Here is a 14,618-nt window from a genome sequence, read left to right on the forward strand (position 1 = left end):
ATTTGTACCGTCAACTCATCTTGTTTTTCTTTTAGATTTAATAGGCGTTCCACTAACTCGTGCTTCAGCAACTTTTGTGCCATAATAAAAATCCCTATCGAGTTAAAATTTCAATAGGGATTTTAAGGTTTTTAATCGGTTAAATCTTTGTGCAACTGCTACATAATACCGGAAATTTTTACAAATTCAACCGCTTGTCATTAAAGCCCTGCTTTAAGGCTGGCTTCAATAAATTTATCTAAATCACCGTCAAGCACCGCTTGAGTATTGCGGTTTTCAACACCGGTACGTAAATCTTTAATACGTGAATCATCTAATACGTATGAACGAATTTGGCTGCCCCAACCGATATCCGATTTACTTTCTTCCATCGCTTGTTTTTCCGCATTCTTCTTCATCATTTCCATCTCGTATAATTTCGCTTTAAGCTGCTTCATACATTGATCTTTGTTTTGGTGTTGCGAACGACCGTTCTGACATTGCACCACAATACCGGATGGAATATGAGTAATACGTACCGCCGATTCGGTTTTATTAACGTGCTGACCACCCGCACCGGACGCACGGTACACATCAATACGTAAATCCGCCGGATTGATCTCGATATCAATATCGTCATCGATTTCCGGATAAACGAAGGCAGCAGCAAACGAAGTATGACGGCGGTTGTTCGAATCAAATGGCGATTTACGCACTAAACGGTGAATACCGGTTTCGGTACGCAACCAACCGAATGCATATTCGCCGGTAATTTTTACGGTCGCCGATTTCAATCCGGCAACATCACCGTCCGATACCTCGATTAACTCGGTCTTAAAGCCTTTGCTTTCCGCCCAACGTAAATACATACGCAGTAACATTTCCGTCCAGTCTTGCGCTTCGGTACCGCCAGAACCTGCTTGTAAATCGACATAACAATCCGCCGCATCATGCTGACCGCTAAACATACGTTGGAATTCAAGTTTCGCTAATTTTTCTTCTAATTCGTTTGCTTCAGCCTGTGCTTCGTTAAACGTATCTTCGTCTTCCGCTTCTACGGCTAATTCGATTAAGCCTTCAACATCTTCCACACCTTGAGCCAATGCTCGAATCGTATTGACCACCATTTCTAATGCAGAGCGTTCTTTACCTAATGCTTGCGCTTTTTCCGGCGTATTCCAGATTTCCGGCAGTTCTAATTCGGCATTGACTTCTTCTAAGCGTTCGACTTTGGCATCAAAGTCAAAGATACCCCCGAAGTATGTTGGTACGCTCGGTTAAATCGGCTAATTGAGTTTTAATTGGATTCAGTTCAAACATTATTTTTCCCTCTTTTAAAATTGACCGAGAATTATAGCGCAAGCGGTCATTTTTTTGGGATTTTTGCAAAAAAATAGCAAAATTTAACCGCTTTTATATTATTTCTTCATTCTATATAAAAAGCGCTAAGTTTTCACTTAGCGCTTTGCTTCTTTCTAACAAACAGGAATCATTTTATCTTAAAGTTTTGGACCAGCTGCAACTAAAGCCTTACCTTCATCATTTGTGGTATATTTTTCAAAGTTTTTCACAAAACGACCGGCTAAATCTTCAGCTTTAGTTTGCCATTGTGCTTTATCCGCATAAGTATCACGTGGATCTAAAATCGCAGTATCTACTCCCAGTAATGCATCCGGCACAGCTAAATCGAAAATCGGTAATTGATGCGTTGTTGCTTCTTCAATTGAACCGTCTAAGATCGCATTAATAATACCACGTGTATCTTTGATAGAAATACGTTTACCTGAACCATTCCACCCTGTATTCACTAAGTATGCTTGAGAACCCGCTGCTTCCATACGTTTCACTAATACTTCCGCATATTTAGTCGGGTGAAGCGATAAGAATGCCGCACCGAAACAAGCTGAGAAAGTTGGTGTCGGTTCAGTAATACCACGTTCTGTACCCGCTAATTTTGCCGTAAAGCCGGATAAGAAATAATATTTGGTTTGTTCAGGCGTTAATTTAGATACAGGTGGTAATACACCAAACGCATCCGCTGTTAAGAAAATTACTTTTTTCGCATGACCCGCTTTTGATACCGGTTCCACAATATTATCAATATGGTAAATCGGATAAGACACACGCGTATTTTCTGTTTTTGATTTATCGGCAAAATCAATTGAACCATCTTCACGAACAACCACATTTTCTAATAAAGCGTCACGGCGAATTGCACGATAAATATCCGGCTCATTTTCTTCTGAAAGGTTAATGGTTTTCGCATAGCAACCACCTTCGTAGTTGAACACACCTTCATCATCCCAACCGTGTTCATCATCACCGATTAATTTACGTTTCGGATCGGTTGAAAGTGTTGTTTTACCTGTACCGGATAAACCGAAGAAGATTGCTACATCACCGTCTTCACCTACGTTCGCCGAGCAGTGCATTGACGCAATGTCTTTGAAAGGCAATAGATAGTTCATCATAGAGAACATACCTTTTTTCATTTCACCGCCGTACCACGTACCGCCGATTAATTGCACTGCTTCAGTTAAGTTGAATGCCACAAAATTTTCTGAATTTAAGCCCTGCTCTTTCCAATTCGGATTGGTTACTTTAGAGCCATTCATCACCACGAAATCCGGTACGAAATTCGCCAGTTCTTCTTCAGAAGGGCGAATAAACATATTTTTCACAAAGTGGGCTTGCCATGCTACTTCAGTAATAATTCGTACCGCTAAGCGGTGGCGAGGGCTTGCACCACAAAATGCATCAATCACAAATAAACGTTTATTTGATAATTGGTGAGTCACTAACTCTTTTAAACTTTGCCAAGTTGTTTGACTCATTGGTTTATTGTCATTTTTAACCGCATCAGATGTCCACCAAACGTGATCTTTTGATGTTTCATCATAAACAATATATTTATCTTTTGGCGAACGACCTGTAAAAATCCCCGTATCTACGGCAACTGCACCGGAATTCGTCAGCACACCTTTTTCAAAGCCCTCTAATTCCGGCTTCATCTCCTCTTCAAATAATTGCTCATAACTAGGGTTACGTACAATCTCTTTTACGTTAGTAATACCTAGTTGTGCTAGTTCTTGTTCAATACGGCTTAACATAGAATCACCTCTTTATGATTGTAAAAGTTGAAAATTAATAACTGTGGCGATTCTAACTAATTCGAGGAATAAAAAATGTTAACTACTTCAAATTTTGAAGATTTACTCTAAAATTACTTGAAAAATTTGCGTGAAATCAAAGAAAAACTGCACTACTTATTAATTTTTCGTACCTTTTATGAAGTATCACACAGTAAGCGGTAAGATTTTTTTATTTTTTTGCAAAATAAGGTAGAATTTCGCTTTACTCGATTAACTCTCAAGAGACATAGAATGCGATTACTAATTATCTTTTTTGCCGTACTGTTAACATTCTTTCAGTATAGTTTTTGGTTCGGTAAAAACGGTTGGAGCGATTACCAAGATGCACAAACGGCAGTGGAAGGTCTTACGGAAGAAAATGCAAAATTAAGCGCTCGCAATAGCTTAATAGCAGCAGAGATCAATGACCTGAAAAACGGTGTAAATGCACTGGAAGAACGTGCTCGTTTAGAACGAGAGATGGTAAAAGGTAGTGAAACATTCTATAGAATCGTCCCTCGCTCACAGTAAGGAAACTCATTGATGCGAAAAATTATTACCGTAATCCCAGCATCTGGTGTTGGAAGCCGCATGAATGCACCGCTGCCAAAACAGTATCTGAAATTACAAGGAAAAACCATTTTAGAACACACGCTCAATATTTTTCTTGAACATCCGAATATTCAGAAAATTATTGTGGCTGTCTCTGAAACAGACCAATATTACCCGGAACTTTCCGTATTAAACTCCCCTAAAATTCAAATTGTTTTTGGCGGTGAAACGCGAGCTGATTCGGTCTTTAATGCCATTAAAGTTATTGATGAAGACGCTTGGGTGTTAGTACATGACGCCGCAAGACCTTGTCTCAAGCGGTCGGATTTAGATAAACTTTTGCAAGTTCAAGAGCCAAGTGGTGCAATTCTTGCTACGCCTGCGATTGATACAATGAAGCGTGCGAGTGGTAATAAGATCGTTGCAACAGAAGATCGTTCTACATTATGGCATGCCCTCACGCCCCAATTTTTTCCGGTTAACGCACTAAAACACGCGATTAAAAACGCATTGGAGCAAGGATATACGATTACTGATGAAGCATCAGCAATGGAAATGAGTGGCTATACGCCGCAATTAATCACAGGACGTAGCGATAATCTGAAAATCACTCGTCCGGAAGACTTAGCCTTAGCTGAATTTTATTTGACCCATTATATGGAGAACTAGAAATGTTACGAATTGGACATGGTTTTGACGTACACGCATTCGGGCAAGATCGTCCGTTAATGATTTGCGGCGTTGAAGTACCTTATCATACCGGCTTTATCGCCCATAGCGATGGCGATGTCGCTTTACATGCGCTGACGGATGCTTTACTTGGCGCCGTCGGATTAGGAGATATTGGTAAATTATTTCCGGACACGGATATGCAATATAAAGACGCAGATAGTCGTAAACTGCTGATTGAAGCATATCGTCAAGTTCGTGCGCAAGGCTATAAAGTCGGAAATGTTGATGTGACAATTATTGCCCAAGCGCCAAAAATGCGCCCGTATATCGATCAAATGCGCCAAACTATCGCAGATGATTTACAGTGTGATGTGATGCAAGTCAATGTAAAAGCGACTACAACAGAAAAACTAGGCTTTACCGGAAGAGGCGAAGGTATCGCATGTGAAGCTGTCGCATTATTGATTAAAGCATAATAATGACTTTAATATAAATAAAAAAAGGCTAGACATCATGTCTGGCCTTTTTGATAAGCATAATGAATAAAATTTTTGTCTCTACGACTGTCTAAAATACTTCTTATTAGCCTGAAGAATCTTAGGTCTTGCATTGTAAACTTATTTTAGAAAAAAGCAATCATTTACACTGAACATTCGTTCACAAAATAGCAAATTAATTACTTTTATAATTTTTTGTTGATAAATTAAAAAATAATTTAGTAGCAAATAGATTACTTTTAGCCATTATTAATAGCATATTCATTGTAAAATTTGGTAAACAAAAATTACTTACCACCAAATAACTCAAATGTATTCATATCTATAACATTACACATGTGATTGGTTATCCGGTAATGTGCCTTCAATTTCACTCAGTAAATCGCCATCTTTAAACATCACATAACCACCATTTTTCATTTTGGTCCATTTTTCGTTTTTAGTTAATGGCTGGGTTGCAATAATAGTCACCTTATCATTTGGCGTTGTGTATTTGCTAAAATCAATTTCTACATCATCATCACGCAATGCCTTACTAAATGGTGCTTTGCGGGTGACATAGTATAGGTTTGTTGAAGAACGAGCGATCATCCAATGCCCATTGGATAAAATAAAATTAAACACACCATGGGTTGCAATATCTGAGGTAATTTCAACTACGGCATTAAAAATCTGTTGTTCCGAGGGTTTTACCGGATATTTTTCTTTTAGACGAGATACAATACAGCAAAATGCCGCTTCAGAGTCTGTTGTTCCGATCGGCTGGTAATGGCAATCCGGACAAGGTCTTACATTTTCAACCGTGCCATTATGCGCAAACACCCAGTTCTCTCCCCATAATTCACGAATAAACGGATGGGTATTTTCTAAATTGATATCGCCTCGGGTTGCCTTACGAATATGCGAAATAACATTATAGGATTTAATACGATACTCGCTGACTAAATCAGCCATGGGAGAAGAAGCTCCCGGTCGATTATCCCGAAAAATTCTCACTCCTTTACCTTCAAAAAAGGCGATACCGAAACCATCAGTATGATGATCGGTTAAACCCGCACGGCGACGAAATCCTTCAAAGGAAAAAGTAATATCTGTTGGGGTATTGCAATTCATTCCGAGTAATTGACACATAAATTTATTCTTCGTTAGGACTAAAAAGTAGAGAAAAAGAAAGACCGACTGACAGCCGGTCTAACATTGACTATTTTCACAAATCTCAAAAATAATTCAATAGAAGTAGATCAAAAATCTTATAGCTTATCGTGCTTATTTATATTCTTTTCACTATAAAAAAGCCGAACAATGTTCGGCATGAGTAAATGTTTTATGCCGATTCCTTTTTAGCTAAAGATAGTAAAAATAGTATTCCGGCACAAATAACCACGGATGGCCCTGCAGGTGTATCTTTCCAGCCGGAAAATAATAACCCTCCAGTTACTGAAAGTATGCTAAATACAATCGCATAGCCCACCATTGCTTCAGGTGTACGGGCAAAGCGTCTAGCAATTGCAGATGGAATGATTAGCAAAGAGGTAATAATTAATGCCCCGACAAACTTCATACTTAGCGCAATAGTCAATGCAGTCAGCACCATCAATAGCAAACGCAAGCGAGCAACATTCAAGCCTTCAATCTGAGCAAGTTCTGGGCTTATCGTAATCGAAAGTAATTTTTTCCAAAAAAATGCCAATACCGAAGCAATCAATAGTGAACCTACTCCGATAAAAATCACATCAGAAAAATCAATGGCTAACAAATCGCCGAACAAATAAGACATTAAATCAACTCGGACGTTATCCAGTAAACTAATGGTAATAACACCGAGTGATAGGCTACAATGAGCGATGATGCCTAACACCGTATCTAGAGAATAAGCGGTACGATGTTCTAACCAAACGAGTAATAACGCCAGAATCAGCGTCATAATAATGACCGCAATATAGGGATCGACTTGTAGAAAAATCCCTAAAGCCACGCCTAGTAATGCAGAATGAGAAAGCGTATCACCGAAATATGCCATTTTACGCCACACGACAAAAGCGCCTAACGGAGCTGTGATAACCGCTAATAATAAACCGGCTAACCAAGCCGGAAATAAAATATCAAACATATTTTCTCTTTCTTAAACTATAAATTCGTATCGTTTAACCTAAACAAGCGGTCAAATTTTGCCAAAAACTTGCAAAAAATCCTAAAAATCTTACCGCTTATAACGCTGTTGTGTACTCGCCGCATCCTGTGCTTTCAGCCATAACATCTTCTCTTTTATCTGTTTTTCCATACCTCTTTCCGTCGGATGGTAAAACTGCGTATCTTTCAGTTCCGGCGGAAAATAATTCTCACCGGCGGCATAAGCGTTAGATTCATGATGCGCATAACGATATTCGGCACCATAGCCTAAAGACTTCATTAATTGCGTCGGTGCATTACGTAAATGCTCCGGCACATCATAATCTTTTGCCTCTTTGGCTAATTGTTTCGCTTGATTAAAGGCGTTATATACCGCATTACTTTTAGGAGCGACAGCTAAGTAGATAATCGCTTGGGCAATTGCTCTTTCGCCCTCATAAGCGCCAACTCTGGTATAACAATCCCAAGCGTTAATTGCAATTTGCATTGCTCTTGGATCAGCATTGCCGATATCCTCAGACGCAATCGCCAGTAATCTACGTGCAACATATAGAGGATCGCCTCCCGCCGTTAAAATTCTGGCATACCAATATAATGCGCCGTCTGGAGAAGAACCTCTTACCGACTTATGCAATGCGGAAATTAGATCGTAAAAACGATCGCCACCTTTATCAAAACGAGCCGATCGTTCACCCAATAATTCCGTAAGCAGTGCTTTATTTAAAATTTTGCCTTGTGTTCCTTGTTCCGCCATATCTGACATGAGTTCTAAACAATTTAATGCATAACGCCCATCACCATTTACATAATCAGCTAATAACGTTAAAACATCGTCTTCCAGCACAAAAGATTCATTACCTAGCCCACGCTCTTTATCAAATAACGCATTTTGCAAAATTTGGTGAATTTCGACCGTTTGTAATGGTTTTAAAATATAAATTCTAGCTCGAGAAAGCAGCGCATTGTTTAGTTCAAAGGAAGGATTTTCTGTTGTAGCACCGATGAAAATAATCGTTCCATCTTCAATATGCGGTAAAAACGCATCTTGCTGACTTTTATTAAAACGATGCACTTCATCTACAAATAATAAAGTACGTCTGCCGGTTTGACGGTTCAATTTTGCGCGTTCAATCGCTTCTCTAATTTCTTTTACCCCACTTGTTACTGCAGAAAGGCGCTCGACTTCCGCATCAAAATGGTGTGCAATAATTTCAGCTAACGTGGTTTTGCCAGTACCAGGGGGACCCCAGAAGATCATAGAATGTGAATGACCTGCTTCAATAGCACGACGTAGCGGTTTTCCTTCTCCGATTAGATGGGATTGCCCTATGTATTCCGCCAGAGTGCGCGGACGCATTCTGGCGGGTAAAGGACGAAAATCTTCAGAAAAATCAAAAGATAAGCTGCTCATTATTATCTCCTTAACGGAGTCCTAACTGGCGACGAATATGGCGCATTAATAAGAAAATCCATGGCCATAAAATACCGCTAATAATTGCTCCTAGGACTTCTTGCGAATTAAATTCCGCACTATGTAATACTAATTCGACAAAATAAATTAAGAAACGAATTGCAACCACATATAACATCACTAAAATAGCCTGTAACCATAATGAAAGATTACGTAGTATTAAGTGATATTTCGCCACAAAGTAAATCGCAATAGACAGTACTAACGCATGAATGCCTAAAATAGAACCTAATACTAGATCCCAAACAATACCAGCCACAAATGCAGTTCCAACACTGACTTTATTTGGTAAGGCTAATGCCCAATAAATAAGCACCAGAATCAGCCAGTTAGGTCTTAGCCCTTGAAAACCGATAGGCCAAGGCATGATCTCTAATACGAAAGCAATCATAAAAATCGAGATTAATACCAAAATTTGAAAAATTGGATTTGCTCGCATTATTCCGCTCCTTGCTCGGTATGGTGGTTCTCATCATTATCAACTTCCGGCTGTGAAGCTGGATTTACCGGTTCATCACTATTTTCCAGAATTTCTTCTTTTGGCTGTTCCTCTCGGATCTGCTCTTTTTTGTTTTTCTTCAGCAAATCTAACGGATTTAAACTATTACGGCGTTCTTCAACGACTTCTCGTACTTGTTGTGGAGACAGACTCTGTGCTTTGCGTAACTCTTCGCTTGTCGGCCACAATAATAATAAATAACGTAAACGGTCAAAAGAAGCTAGCGGGCGCGCAACAATACGCGCAAATTGACTTTGGGTATCATTTTTAACCGCTTCCACAATCGCAACCGGATAGCCCTCAGGGAAACGTCCGCCTAAACCGGAAGTAACCAGTACATCACCTTTAATAACATCGACCGAACGAGGTAAATTATCAATAAATAACTCGTCATTATGCCCTGTACCATTTGCGATACCGCGTACATCATTACGCAGGACTTGCACTGGCACAGCATGAGTCACATCCGTGATTAATAAAACTCGACTACTATTTTCTCCAACCGAGATTACTTGGCCAACCACACCACGCTCATCAATAATTGGCTGTCCAACAAATGCGCCATCACTTTTACCACGATTGATAATCACCTGCTGACGATAAGCATCCATTTCCGCCGTAAGTACTTCGGTGATCTTCTTATATTCATCTTGACGAAGCGGAGAACTTAACAATAAGCGCAAACGTTGATTCTCAACTTTCAGCTGATCCAATAATAAAAGATCTGCATTTTTCTCACGTAATTGTTCTTTTAAAGCGCGGTTCTCTAATTGTAATTTGCTGTTATCAATAAAATTATTACTTACACCGTCAAGCACCGAACGAGGTGTATTAGAAAAATAGTATAGACCACCAATGGCAGTTTCAAGCATATTTCGAAATTGGATAAGCGCACTACTACGCCCGTCAAAGGCAATTAACGCTATAGAGATAATGATTGCGATAAATAGGCGAGTACCTAGTGAAGGGGCTTTAGCAAAAATTGGTTTCATTGTTAAATTTTTAAATGAAATTAAGGTGAGCTGATAATGAACAATGGATAATGAACACTTCTGTCATTATCCATTATGATCGTTCATATCAATTAAAAGCGGAATTAGTCATCGCTACTAAATACATCACCACCGTGCATATCGATCATATCTAGCGCTTTACCGCCACCAAGAGCCACACAAGTTAATGGGTCTTCTGCAACGATCACCGTTACGCCAGTCGCATCAGAAAGCAATACATCTAAGTTTTGTAATAATGCACCGCCACCGGTTAATACCATTCCACGCTCAAAGATATCCGCAGCTAATTCAGGCGGGCATTGCTCTAATACAGATTTAACCGCTTCAACAATACCGTTTAACGGTTGTTCAATCGCTTCTAAAACGTGTTTAGAATCCAATTCGAAAGTACGAGGCGCACCTTCTGCAAGGTTATGACCATGAACTTCCATCGTACGAACTTCATCTTCGTCACGAATAATTGCCATTGCAATTTCTTTCTTAATACGCTCAGCAGTCGCTTCACCGATTGCCGAACCGAAATGGCGACGAACATATGCAACAATCGCTTCGTCTAATTTATCACCACCAATACGAACAGATGTTGAGAATACAATACCGTTTAATGAAAGTACCGCTACTTCTGTTGTACCACCACCGATATCAATAATCATTGAACCTGTTGCTTCATGTACAGGTAAACCTGCACCAATCGCTGCAGCCATTGGCTCTTCAATTAAATATACCTCACGTGCGCCAGCTCCAATTGCTGATTCTTTAATTGCTCTACGCTCAACCTGTGTCGCACCAGCCGGCACACAAACTAATACACGAGGACTTGGGCGCATAAAATTATTACTGTGAACTTGCTTAATAAAATGTTGTAACATCTTTTCTGTTACGAAGAAATCTGCGATAACCCCATCTTTCATTGGACGGATCGCTGTAATGCTTTTTGGCGTACGACCTAACATTAATTTCGCATCTGTACCTACTGCCGCAATACTTTTTAAAGAGCCAATACGATCTTGACGTACCGCTACAACAGAGGGCTGATCAAGCACAATACCCTGACCTTTTACATACACTAATGTATTTGCTGTTCCGAGGTCTATAGAAAGATCATTAGAAAATAATCCTAGAAATTTTTTAAACATATAAAGTGATCCGTTAAATGAATTTGGTTATTTTGCAAGTATAAAAATAACGCTCGCAAAGGAGCGAAAATATTTATAAATATAACAAAAAAGCCTACTATACTTCAATGACTAATTTTCTTGAATAGTAAAGCTAATTAGTTTTTAACTTAATTTTAACTGAATAACAAAGGCTTATGCTCTACAAACAAAAACGCCACCCTCAAATGAGGGTGGCGTTTCATATTAAACTAACGAGAGAATTAGCCTTTGTAGTTATAAACGTGAGCTACTAAGTCTAATACTTTGTTTGAATAACCAGTTTCGTTATCGTACCAAGATACTAATTTAACGAAAGTATCTGTTAATGCGATACCTGCTGCTGCATCAAATACTGAAGTTTCTGTTGCACCGTTGAAGTCTGTAGATACTACTGCATCTTCTGTATAACCTAAAACGCCTTTCATTTCATTTTCTGAAGCACGTTTGATTTCTGCACAAATTTCTTCGTATGTAGCTGGTTTTTCTAAGTTAACAGTTAAGTCAACAACAGAAACGTTCGCTGTTGGAACACGGAAAGCCATACCGGTTAATTTACCATTTAATGCTGGTAATACTTTACCTACTGCTTTCGCTGCACCTGTTGATGAAGGGATAATGTTTTGTGAAGCACCACGACCACCACGCCAGTCTTTAGCTGATGGACCGTCTACAGTTTTTTGTGTCGCAGTTGTTGCATGAACTGTAGTCATTAAACCTTCTTTAATACCGAATTTGTTGTGGATTACTTTAGCTAATGGCGCTAAGCAGTTAGTTGTACAAGAAGCATTAGAAACGATATCTTGACCTGCATATGCATCGAAGTTTACACCGTTAACAAACATAGGAGTTGCATCTTTAGATGGACCAGTTAATACAACTTTTTTCGCACCAGCAGTGATGTGTTTACGTGCTGTAGCGTCATCTAAGAATAAACCTGTTGCTTCAACTGCGATATCAACACCGATCTCATCCCATTTTAAGTTAGCTGGATCACGCTCAGCAGTTACACGGATTGTTTTACCGTTAACAACTAATTGACCATCTTTAACTTCAACAGTACCGTTGAAACGGCCGTGAGTTGAGTCGTATTTTAACATATACGCCATATAATCAACGTCGATTAAGTCGTTGATACCTACAACTTCGATGTCATCACGAAGTTGAGCTACACGGAACACGATACGACCGATACGACCGAAGCCGTTAATACCAATTTTAATTGCCATAGATTTTTCTACCTATATTAAAGTTAAACAAAATTGTTCTTCTAATGCTTTTAAGAAGTGCACAGATTATAGCACATACTCCAGTATGACTTACAACTAAAAGAACCGAAACAAATATAACAGATAATTTTTTTGTGATCTATGTCAAATTTTTAAAATTTGTAACGCTAAAGTAGTAAAAAAACGGTAGAATTGGAAAGAAATTTCTATCTTAGGAGTGAATATGATTAAAGAAATTGACGAACTAACGGAAGAACAAGTTGAAATTCTAATTAACCACGGGACAGAAATGCCATTCACAGGTAAATTTCTGCACGAAGATCGTATCGGAACCTATCGTTGCGCACGCTGCCACAATGCGTTATTTCGTTCGGATACAAAATTCGATGCCGGTTGTGGTTGGCCTAGTTTCTATGAAGCCGTTTCAGATGACGCATTACGTTATTTAGACGATTATAGTTTAGGGCGCCACCGTACCGAGATCCGTTGTGGCAACTGCGATTCACATATGGGACACGTATTTAATGACGGCCCACCACCAACTGGTTTACGTTTCTGTCTGAACTCTATCGCCCTCAACTTTAAATGGGATGAAACCGGCGAAGAAATTGATGGTTAATTAATTTTATAAATTAAATATTATTTTCTAAGTTATACATACGACAGCGGTCGGAATTTGAAAGAAATTTGCAAAAATCCTTCATATTTCGACCGCTTGTTTATAATAAATAATCCGCTCTTTACGCTAAAATATTTCTTGCAATAATATCACCCATTTCACTGGTAGAAACCGGTGCATTTTTGTCCGCTAAATCGCCGGTACGATAACCGTCCGCTAATGCTTTCTGAATGGTCGCTTCAATCGCATCCGCCGCATCATTTAAATTAAAGCTATAACGTAACATCATCGCCGCTGATAAAATTTGTGCAATTGGATTCGCAATATTTTTACCTGCGATGTCCGGCGCCGAACCGCCCGCCGGCTCATATAAACCGAAACCGTCTTCATTTAAACTTGCTGACGGTAGCATACCCATAGAACCGGTAATCATTGCCGCTTCATCCGAAATAATATCACCAAAAATATTCGAGCATAATAAAATATCAAAGGTTTCCGGCGCTTTGATTAATTGCATTGTCGCATTATCAATATACATATGCTCTAGCGTCACTTCCGGATATTCTTTTGCAATTTCGCTTACCGTTTCACGCCATAAGATTGAGCTTTGCAATACGTTTGCCTTATCGATAGACGTCACTTTTTTATTACGTTTCATCGCCGATTCAAAAGCAACACGAGCAATACGTTCAATTTCATATTTATAGTACACTTCGGTATCAAACGCTTTAGTTTGAGAACCTTCGCCTTCACGACCTTTCGACTGACCGAAATAAATCCCACCGGTTAACTCACGCACCACGACCATATCAAAGCCTTTCGCGGCAATATCCGCACGTAACGGACAGAATTTTTCTAAACCTTTATATAAAGTGGCTGGGCGTAAGTTACAGAACAATTTGAAATGTTTACGTAATGGAAGTAACGAACCACGCTCCGGCTGCTCATCCGGCGGTAAGTTTACCCATTTGGGCCCTCCCACTGAACCGAATAAAATCGCATCCGCATTTTCACAGCCTTTTAACGTATTTTCCGGTAATGCTTTACCTTGTGCATCAATTGCCGCACCACCGATATTAAAATGATTAAAATTTAATTTAAAACCGAATTTTTGTTGCGTTGCTTCAAGCACTTTAATCGTTTGAGCCATAATTTCAGGGCCGATACCATCCCCTGCTAAAACTGCAATGTTGTATGTTTGCATATAAAATCCTCTTATTATTATGAATAGAAGTTGAATATTCTACCTCAAAATTCAGCCTATCGGGTGGGATTTTATCAAAATTGAGCTAGAATAATCGGCAATTAGGGGAACAAAATGAAGACTTTATTTTTAAAACTTGCTGCAGTTGCAATTTTTAGCCAAAATTTAACCGCTTGCGGTACTATCATCAGCCTTAACGAAGGTGATTATTCCGTTTATGCCGGAGTCAGCAAAGACTTCAAAGCTATCCAAAACGGCGGAATTTTAAGTATTCCGGCAGTGGTTGATTTATCGCTAAGTTTTGTGCTTGATACGTTAATGCTGCCTGTTACATTAAGCCAGTAACCCCTTATAGAATAATCCGTTGAATGAAATATTACTTCTCCGTATAACCAATTAAAAAGCCTCTTTAATTTGATCTGACCCCAAAAAGTTAGACTGTTTAATTTAAGGACCGAGTTCTGTATT

15 protein-coding genes are annotated in these 14,618 nt (G+C 39.2%); 5 read left to right on the plus strand and 10 right to left on the minus strand.

What is annotated here, in order from left to right; genetic code table 11:
- Window positions 1-200: 200 nt before the first annotated feature.
- Window positions 201-1,299 (minus strand): peptide chain release factor 2 gene (prfB, locus tag HMPREF0027_RS07060; protein ID WP_155812104.1). Its coding sequence is split into 2 segments (ribosomal slippage): window positions 201-1,223 and window positions 1,225-1,299, totalling 1,098 coding nucleotides; the frame shifts between segments, so codons are not numbered across the junction.
- 179 nt (window positions 1,300-1,478) lie between these two features.
- The gene (pckA, locus tag HMPREF0027_RS07065; protein ID WP_005623514.1) at window positions 1,479-3,089 is read right to left on the minus strand and encodes a phosphoenolpyruvate carboxykinase (ATP); all 1,611 of its coding nucleotides are present in this window, start codon (window positions 3,087-3,089) and stop codon (window positions 1,479-1,481) included.
- A 273-nt stretch (window positions 3,090-3,362) separates the two neighbouring features.
- Between pckA and ftsB the strand changes: the two genes are divergently transcribed.
- From ftsB to ispF, 3 genes are read left to right on the plus strand one after another with little or no spacing between them, the layout of a single operon-like run.
- Entirely contained in the window at window positions 3,363-3,641 is a 279-nt protein-coding gene (gene ftsB, locus HMPREF0027_RS07070; protein ID WP_005623517.1) for a cell division protein FtsB, read from the plus strand.
- Window positions 3,642-3,650: 9 nt separating this feature from the next.
- On the plus strand, window positions 3,651-4,331 hold the full coding sequence (gene ispD, locus HMPREF0027_RS07075; protein WP_181893779.1) for a 2-C-methyl-D-erythritol 4-phosphate cytidylyltransferase: 681 nt from the start codon (window positions 3,651-3,653) through the stop codon (window positions 4,329-4,331).
- Between the two features lie 2 nt (window positions 4,332-4,333).
- Entirely contained in the window at window positions 4,334-4,810 is a 477-nt protein-coding gene (gene ispF / locus HMPREF0027_RS07080; protein ID WP_005623522.1) for a 2-C-methyl-D-erythritol 2,4-cyclodiphosphate synthase, read from the plus strand.
- Between the two features lie 351 nt (window positions 4,811-5,161).
- On the opposite strand, the gene HMPREF0027_RS07085 is transcribed toward ispF, so the two are convergent.
- From HMPREF0027_RS07085 to gap, 7 genes are all read right to left on the minus strand, one after another.
- Window positions 5,162-5,962 carry a class II glutamine amidotransferase gene (locus HMPREF0027_RS07085; RefSeq protein WP_005623525.1) on the minus strand — a complete coding sequence of 267 codons (801 nt, stop codon included), beginning with the start codon at window positions 5,960-5,962 and terminating at the stop codon, window positions 5,162-5,164.
- Between the two features lie 193 nt (window positions 5,963-6,155).
- Window positions 6,156-6,941: a zinc ABC transporter permease subunit ZnuB gene (znuB, locus tag HMPREF0027_RS07090; protein WP_005623528.1), complete on the minus strand. Its 786-nt coding sequence runs from the start codon at window positions 6,939-6,941 to the stop codon at window positions 6,156-6,158.
- A gap of 90 nt (window positions 6,942-7,031) precedes the next feature.
- On the minus strand, window positions 7,032-8,372 hold the full coding sequence (locus tag HMPREF0027_RS07095; protein WP_005623531.1) for a replication-associated recombination protein A: 1,341 nt from the start codon (window positions 8,370-8,372) through the stop codon (window positions 7,032-7,034).
- A 10-nt stretch (window positions 8,373-8,382) separates the two neighbouring features.
- Window positions 8,383-8,871: a rod shape-determining protein MreD gene (gene mreD / locus HMPREF0027_RS07100; protein WP_005623533.1), complete on the minus strand. Its 489-nt coding sequence runs from the start codon at window positions 8,869-8,871 to the stop codon at window positions 8,383-8,385.
- Window positions 8,871-9,923: a rod shape-determining protein MreC gene (gene mreC / locus HMPREF0027_RS07105; protein ID WP_005623535.1), complete on the minus strand. Its 1,053-nt coding sequence runs from the start codon at window positions 9,921-9,923 to the stop codon at window positions 8,871-8,873. The genes mreD and mreC overlap by 1 nt, the downstream gene beginning before the upstream one ends.
- A gap of 104 nt (window positions 9,924-10,027) precedes the next feature.
- A complete protein-coding gene (locus HMPREF0027_RS07110; protein ID WP_005623537.1) occupies window positions 10,028-11,080 on the minus strand; it encodes a rod shape-determining protein in 1,053 nt (350 codons plus the stop codon).
- Window positions 11,081-11,322: 242 nt separating this feature from the next.
- Window positions 11,323-12,327 (minus strand): type I glyceraldehyde-3-phosphate dehydrogenase, encoded by a 1,005-nt coding sequence (gap, locus tag HMPREF0027_RS07115; protein ID WP_005623539.1) that lies wholly within the window; start codon window positions 12,325-12,327, stop codon window positions 11,323-11,325.
- A gap of 223 nt (window positions 12,328-12,550) precedes the next feature.
- Here gap and msrB point away from each other — a divergent pair, with 223 nt between their 5' ends.
- Window positions 12,551-12,946: a peptide-methionine (R)-S-oxide reductase MsrB gene (gene msrB / locus HMPREF0027_RS07120; protein ID WP_005623541.1), complete on the plus strand. Its 396-nt coding sequence runs from the start codon at window positions 12,551-12,553 to the stop codon at window positions 12,944-12,946.
- A gap of 121 nt (window positions 12,947-13,067) precedes the next feature.
- Here the strand turns inward: msrB and leuB are convergent, their stop codons facing one another.
- Window positions 13,068-14,150, minus strand: a complete 1,083-nt coding sequence (leuB, locus tag HMPREF0027_RS07125) for a 3-isopropylmalate dehydrogenase (RefSeq protein ID WP_005623543.1) — start codon at window positions 14,148-14,150, stop codon at window positions 13,068-13,070.
- A 114-nt stretch (window positions 14,151-14,264) separates the two neighbouring features.
- Between leuB and HMPREF0027_RS07130 the strand changes: the two genes are divergently transcribed.
- The gene (locus tag HMPREF0027_RS07130; RefSeq protein ID WP_005623545.1) at window positions 14,265-14,495 is read left to right on the plus strand and encodes a YceK/YidQ family lipoprotein; all 231 of its coding nucleotides are present in this window, start codon (window positions 14,265-14,267) and stop codon (window positions 14,493-14,495) included.
- The last annotated feature ends 123 nt before the right edge of the window (window positions 14,496-14,618 follow it).

Source organism: Actinobacillus ureae ATCC 25976 (assembly GCF_000188255.1).
Classification (GTDB): domain Bacteria; phylum Pseudomonadota; class Gammaproteobacteria; order Enterobacterales; family Pasteurellaceae; genus Actinobacillus; species Actinobacillus ureae.

Bases quoted from the DNA above. Each gene is read 5' to 3' on its own strand.
- ftsB (WP_005623517.1), top strand. From the start codon at position 3,363: ATGCGATTACTAATTATCTTTTTTGCCGTACTGTTAACATTCTTTCAG.
- mreC (WP_005623535.1), bottom strand. From the start codon at position 9,923: ATGAAACCAATTTTTGCTAAAGCCCCTTCACTAGGTACTCGCCTATTT.
- HMPREF0027_RS07130 (WP_005623545.1), top strand. From the start codon at position 14,265: ATGAAGACTTTATTTTTAAAACTTGCTGCAGTTGCAATTTTTAGCCAA.
- HMPREF0027_RS07095 (WP_005623531.1), bottom strand. From the start codon at position 8,372: ATGAGCAGCTTATCTTTTGATTTTTCTGAAGATTTTCGTCCTTTACCC.
- HMPREF0027_RS07110 (WP_005623537.1), bottom strand. From the start codon at position 11,080: ATGTTTAAAAAATTTCTAGGATTATTTTCTAATGATCTTTCTATAGAC.
- znuB (WP_005623528.1), bottom strand. From the start codon at position 6,941: ATGTTTGATATTTTATTTCCGGCTTGGTTAGCCGGTTTATTATTAGCG.
- gap (WP_005623539.1), bottom strand. From the start codon at position 12,327: ATGGCAATTAAAATTGGTATTAACGGCTTCGGTCGTATCGGTCGTATC.
- leuB (WP_005623543.1), bottom strand. From the start codon at position 14,150: ATGCAAACATACAACATTGCAGTTTTAGCAGGGGATGGTATCGGCCCT.
- mreD (WP_005623533.1), bottom strand. From the start codon at position 8,871: ATGCGAGCAAATCCAATTTTTCAAATTTTGGTATTAATCTCGATTTTT.
- ispF (WP_005623522.1), top strand. From the start codon at position 4,334: ATGTTACGAATTGGACATGGTTTTGACGTACACGCATTCGGGCAAGAT.
- msrB (WP_005623541.1), top strand. From the start codon at position 12,551: ATGATTAAAGAAATTGACGAACTAACGGAAGAACAAGTTGAAATTCTA.
- pckA (WP_005623514.1), bottom strand. From the start codon at position 3,089: ATGTTAAGCCGTATTGAACAAGAACTAGCACAACTAGGTATTACTAAC.
- HMPREF0027_RS07085 (WP_005623525.1), bottom strand. From the start codon at position 5,962: ATGTGTCAATTACTCGGAATGAATTGCAATACCCCAACAGATATTACT.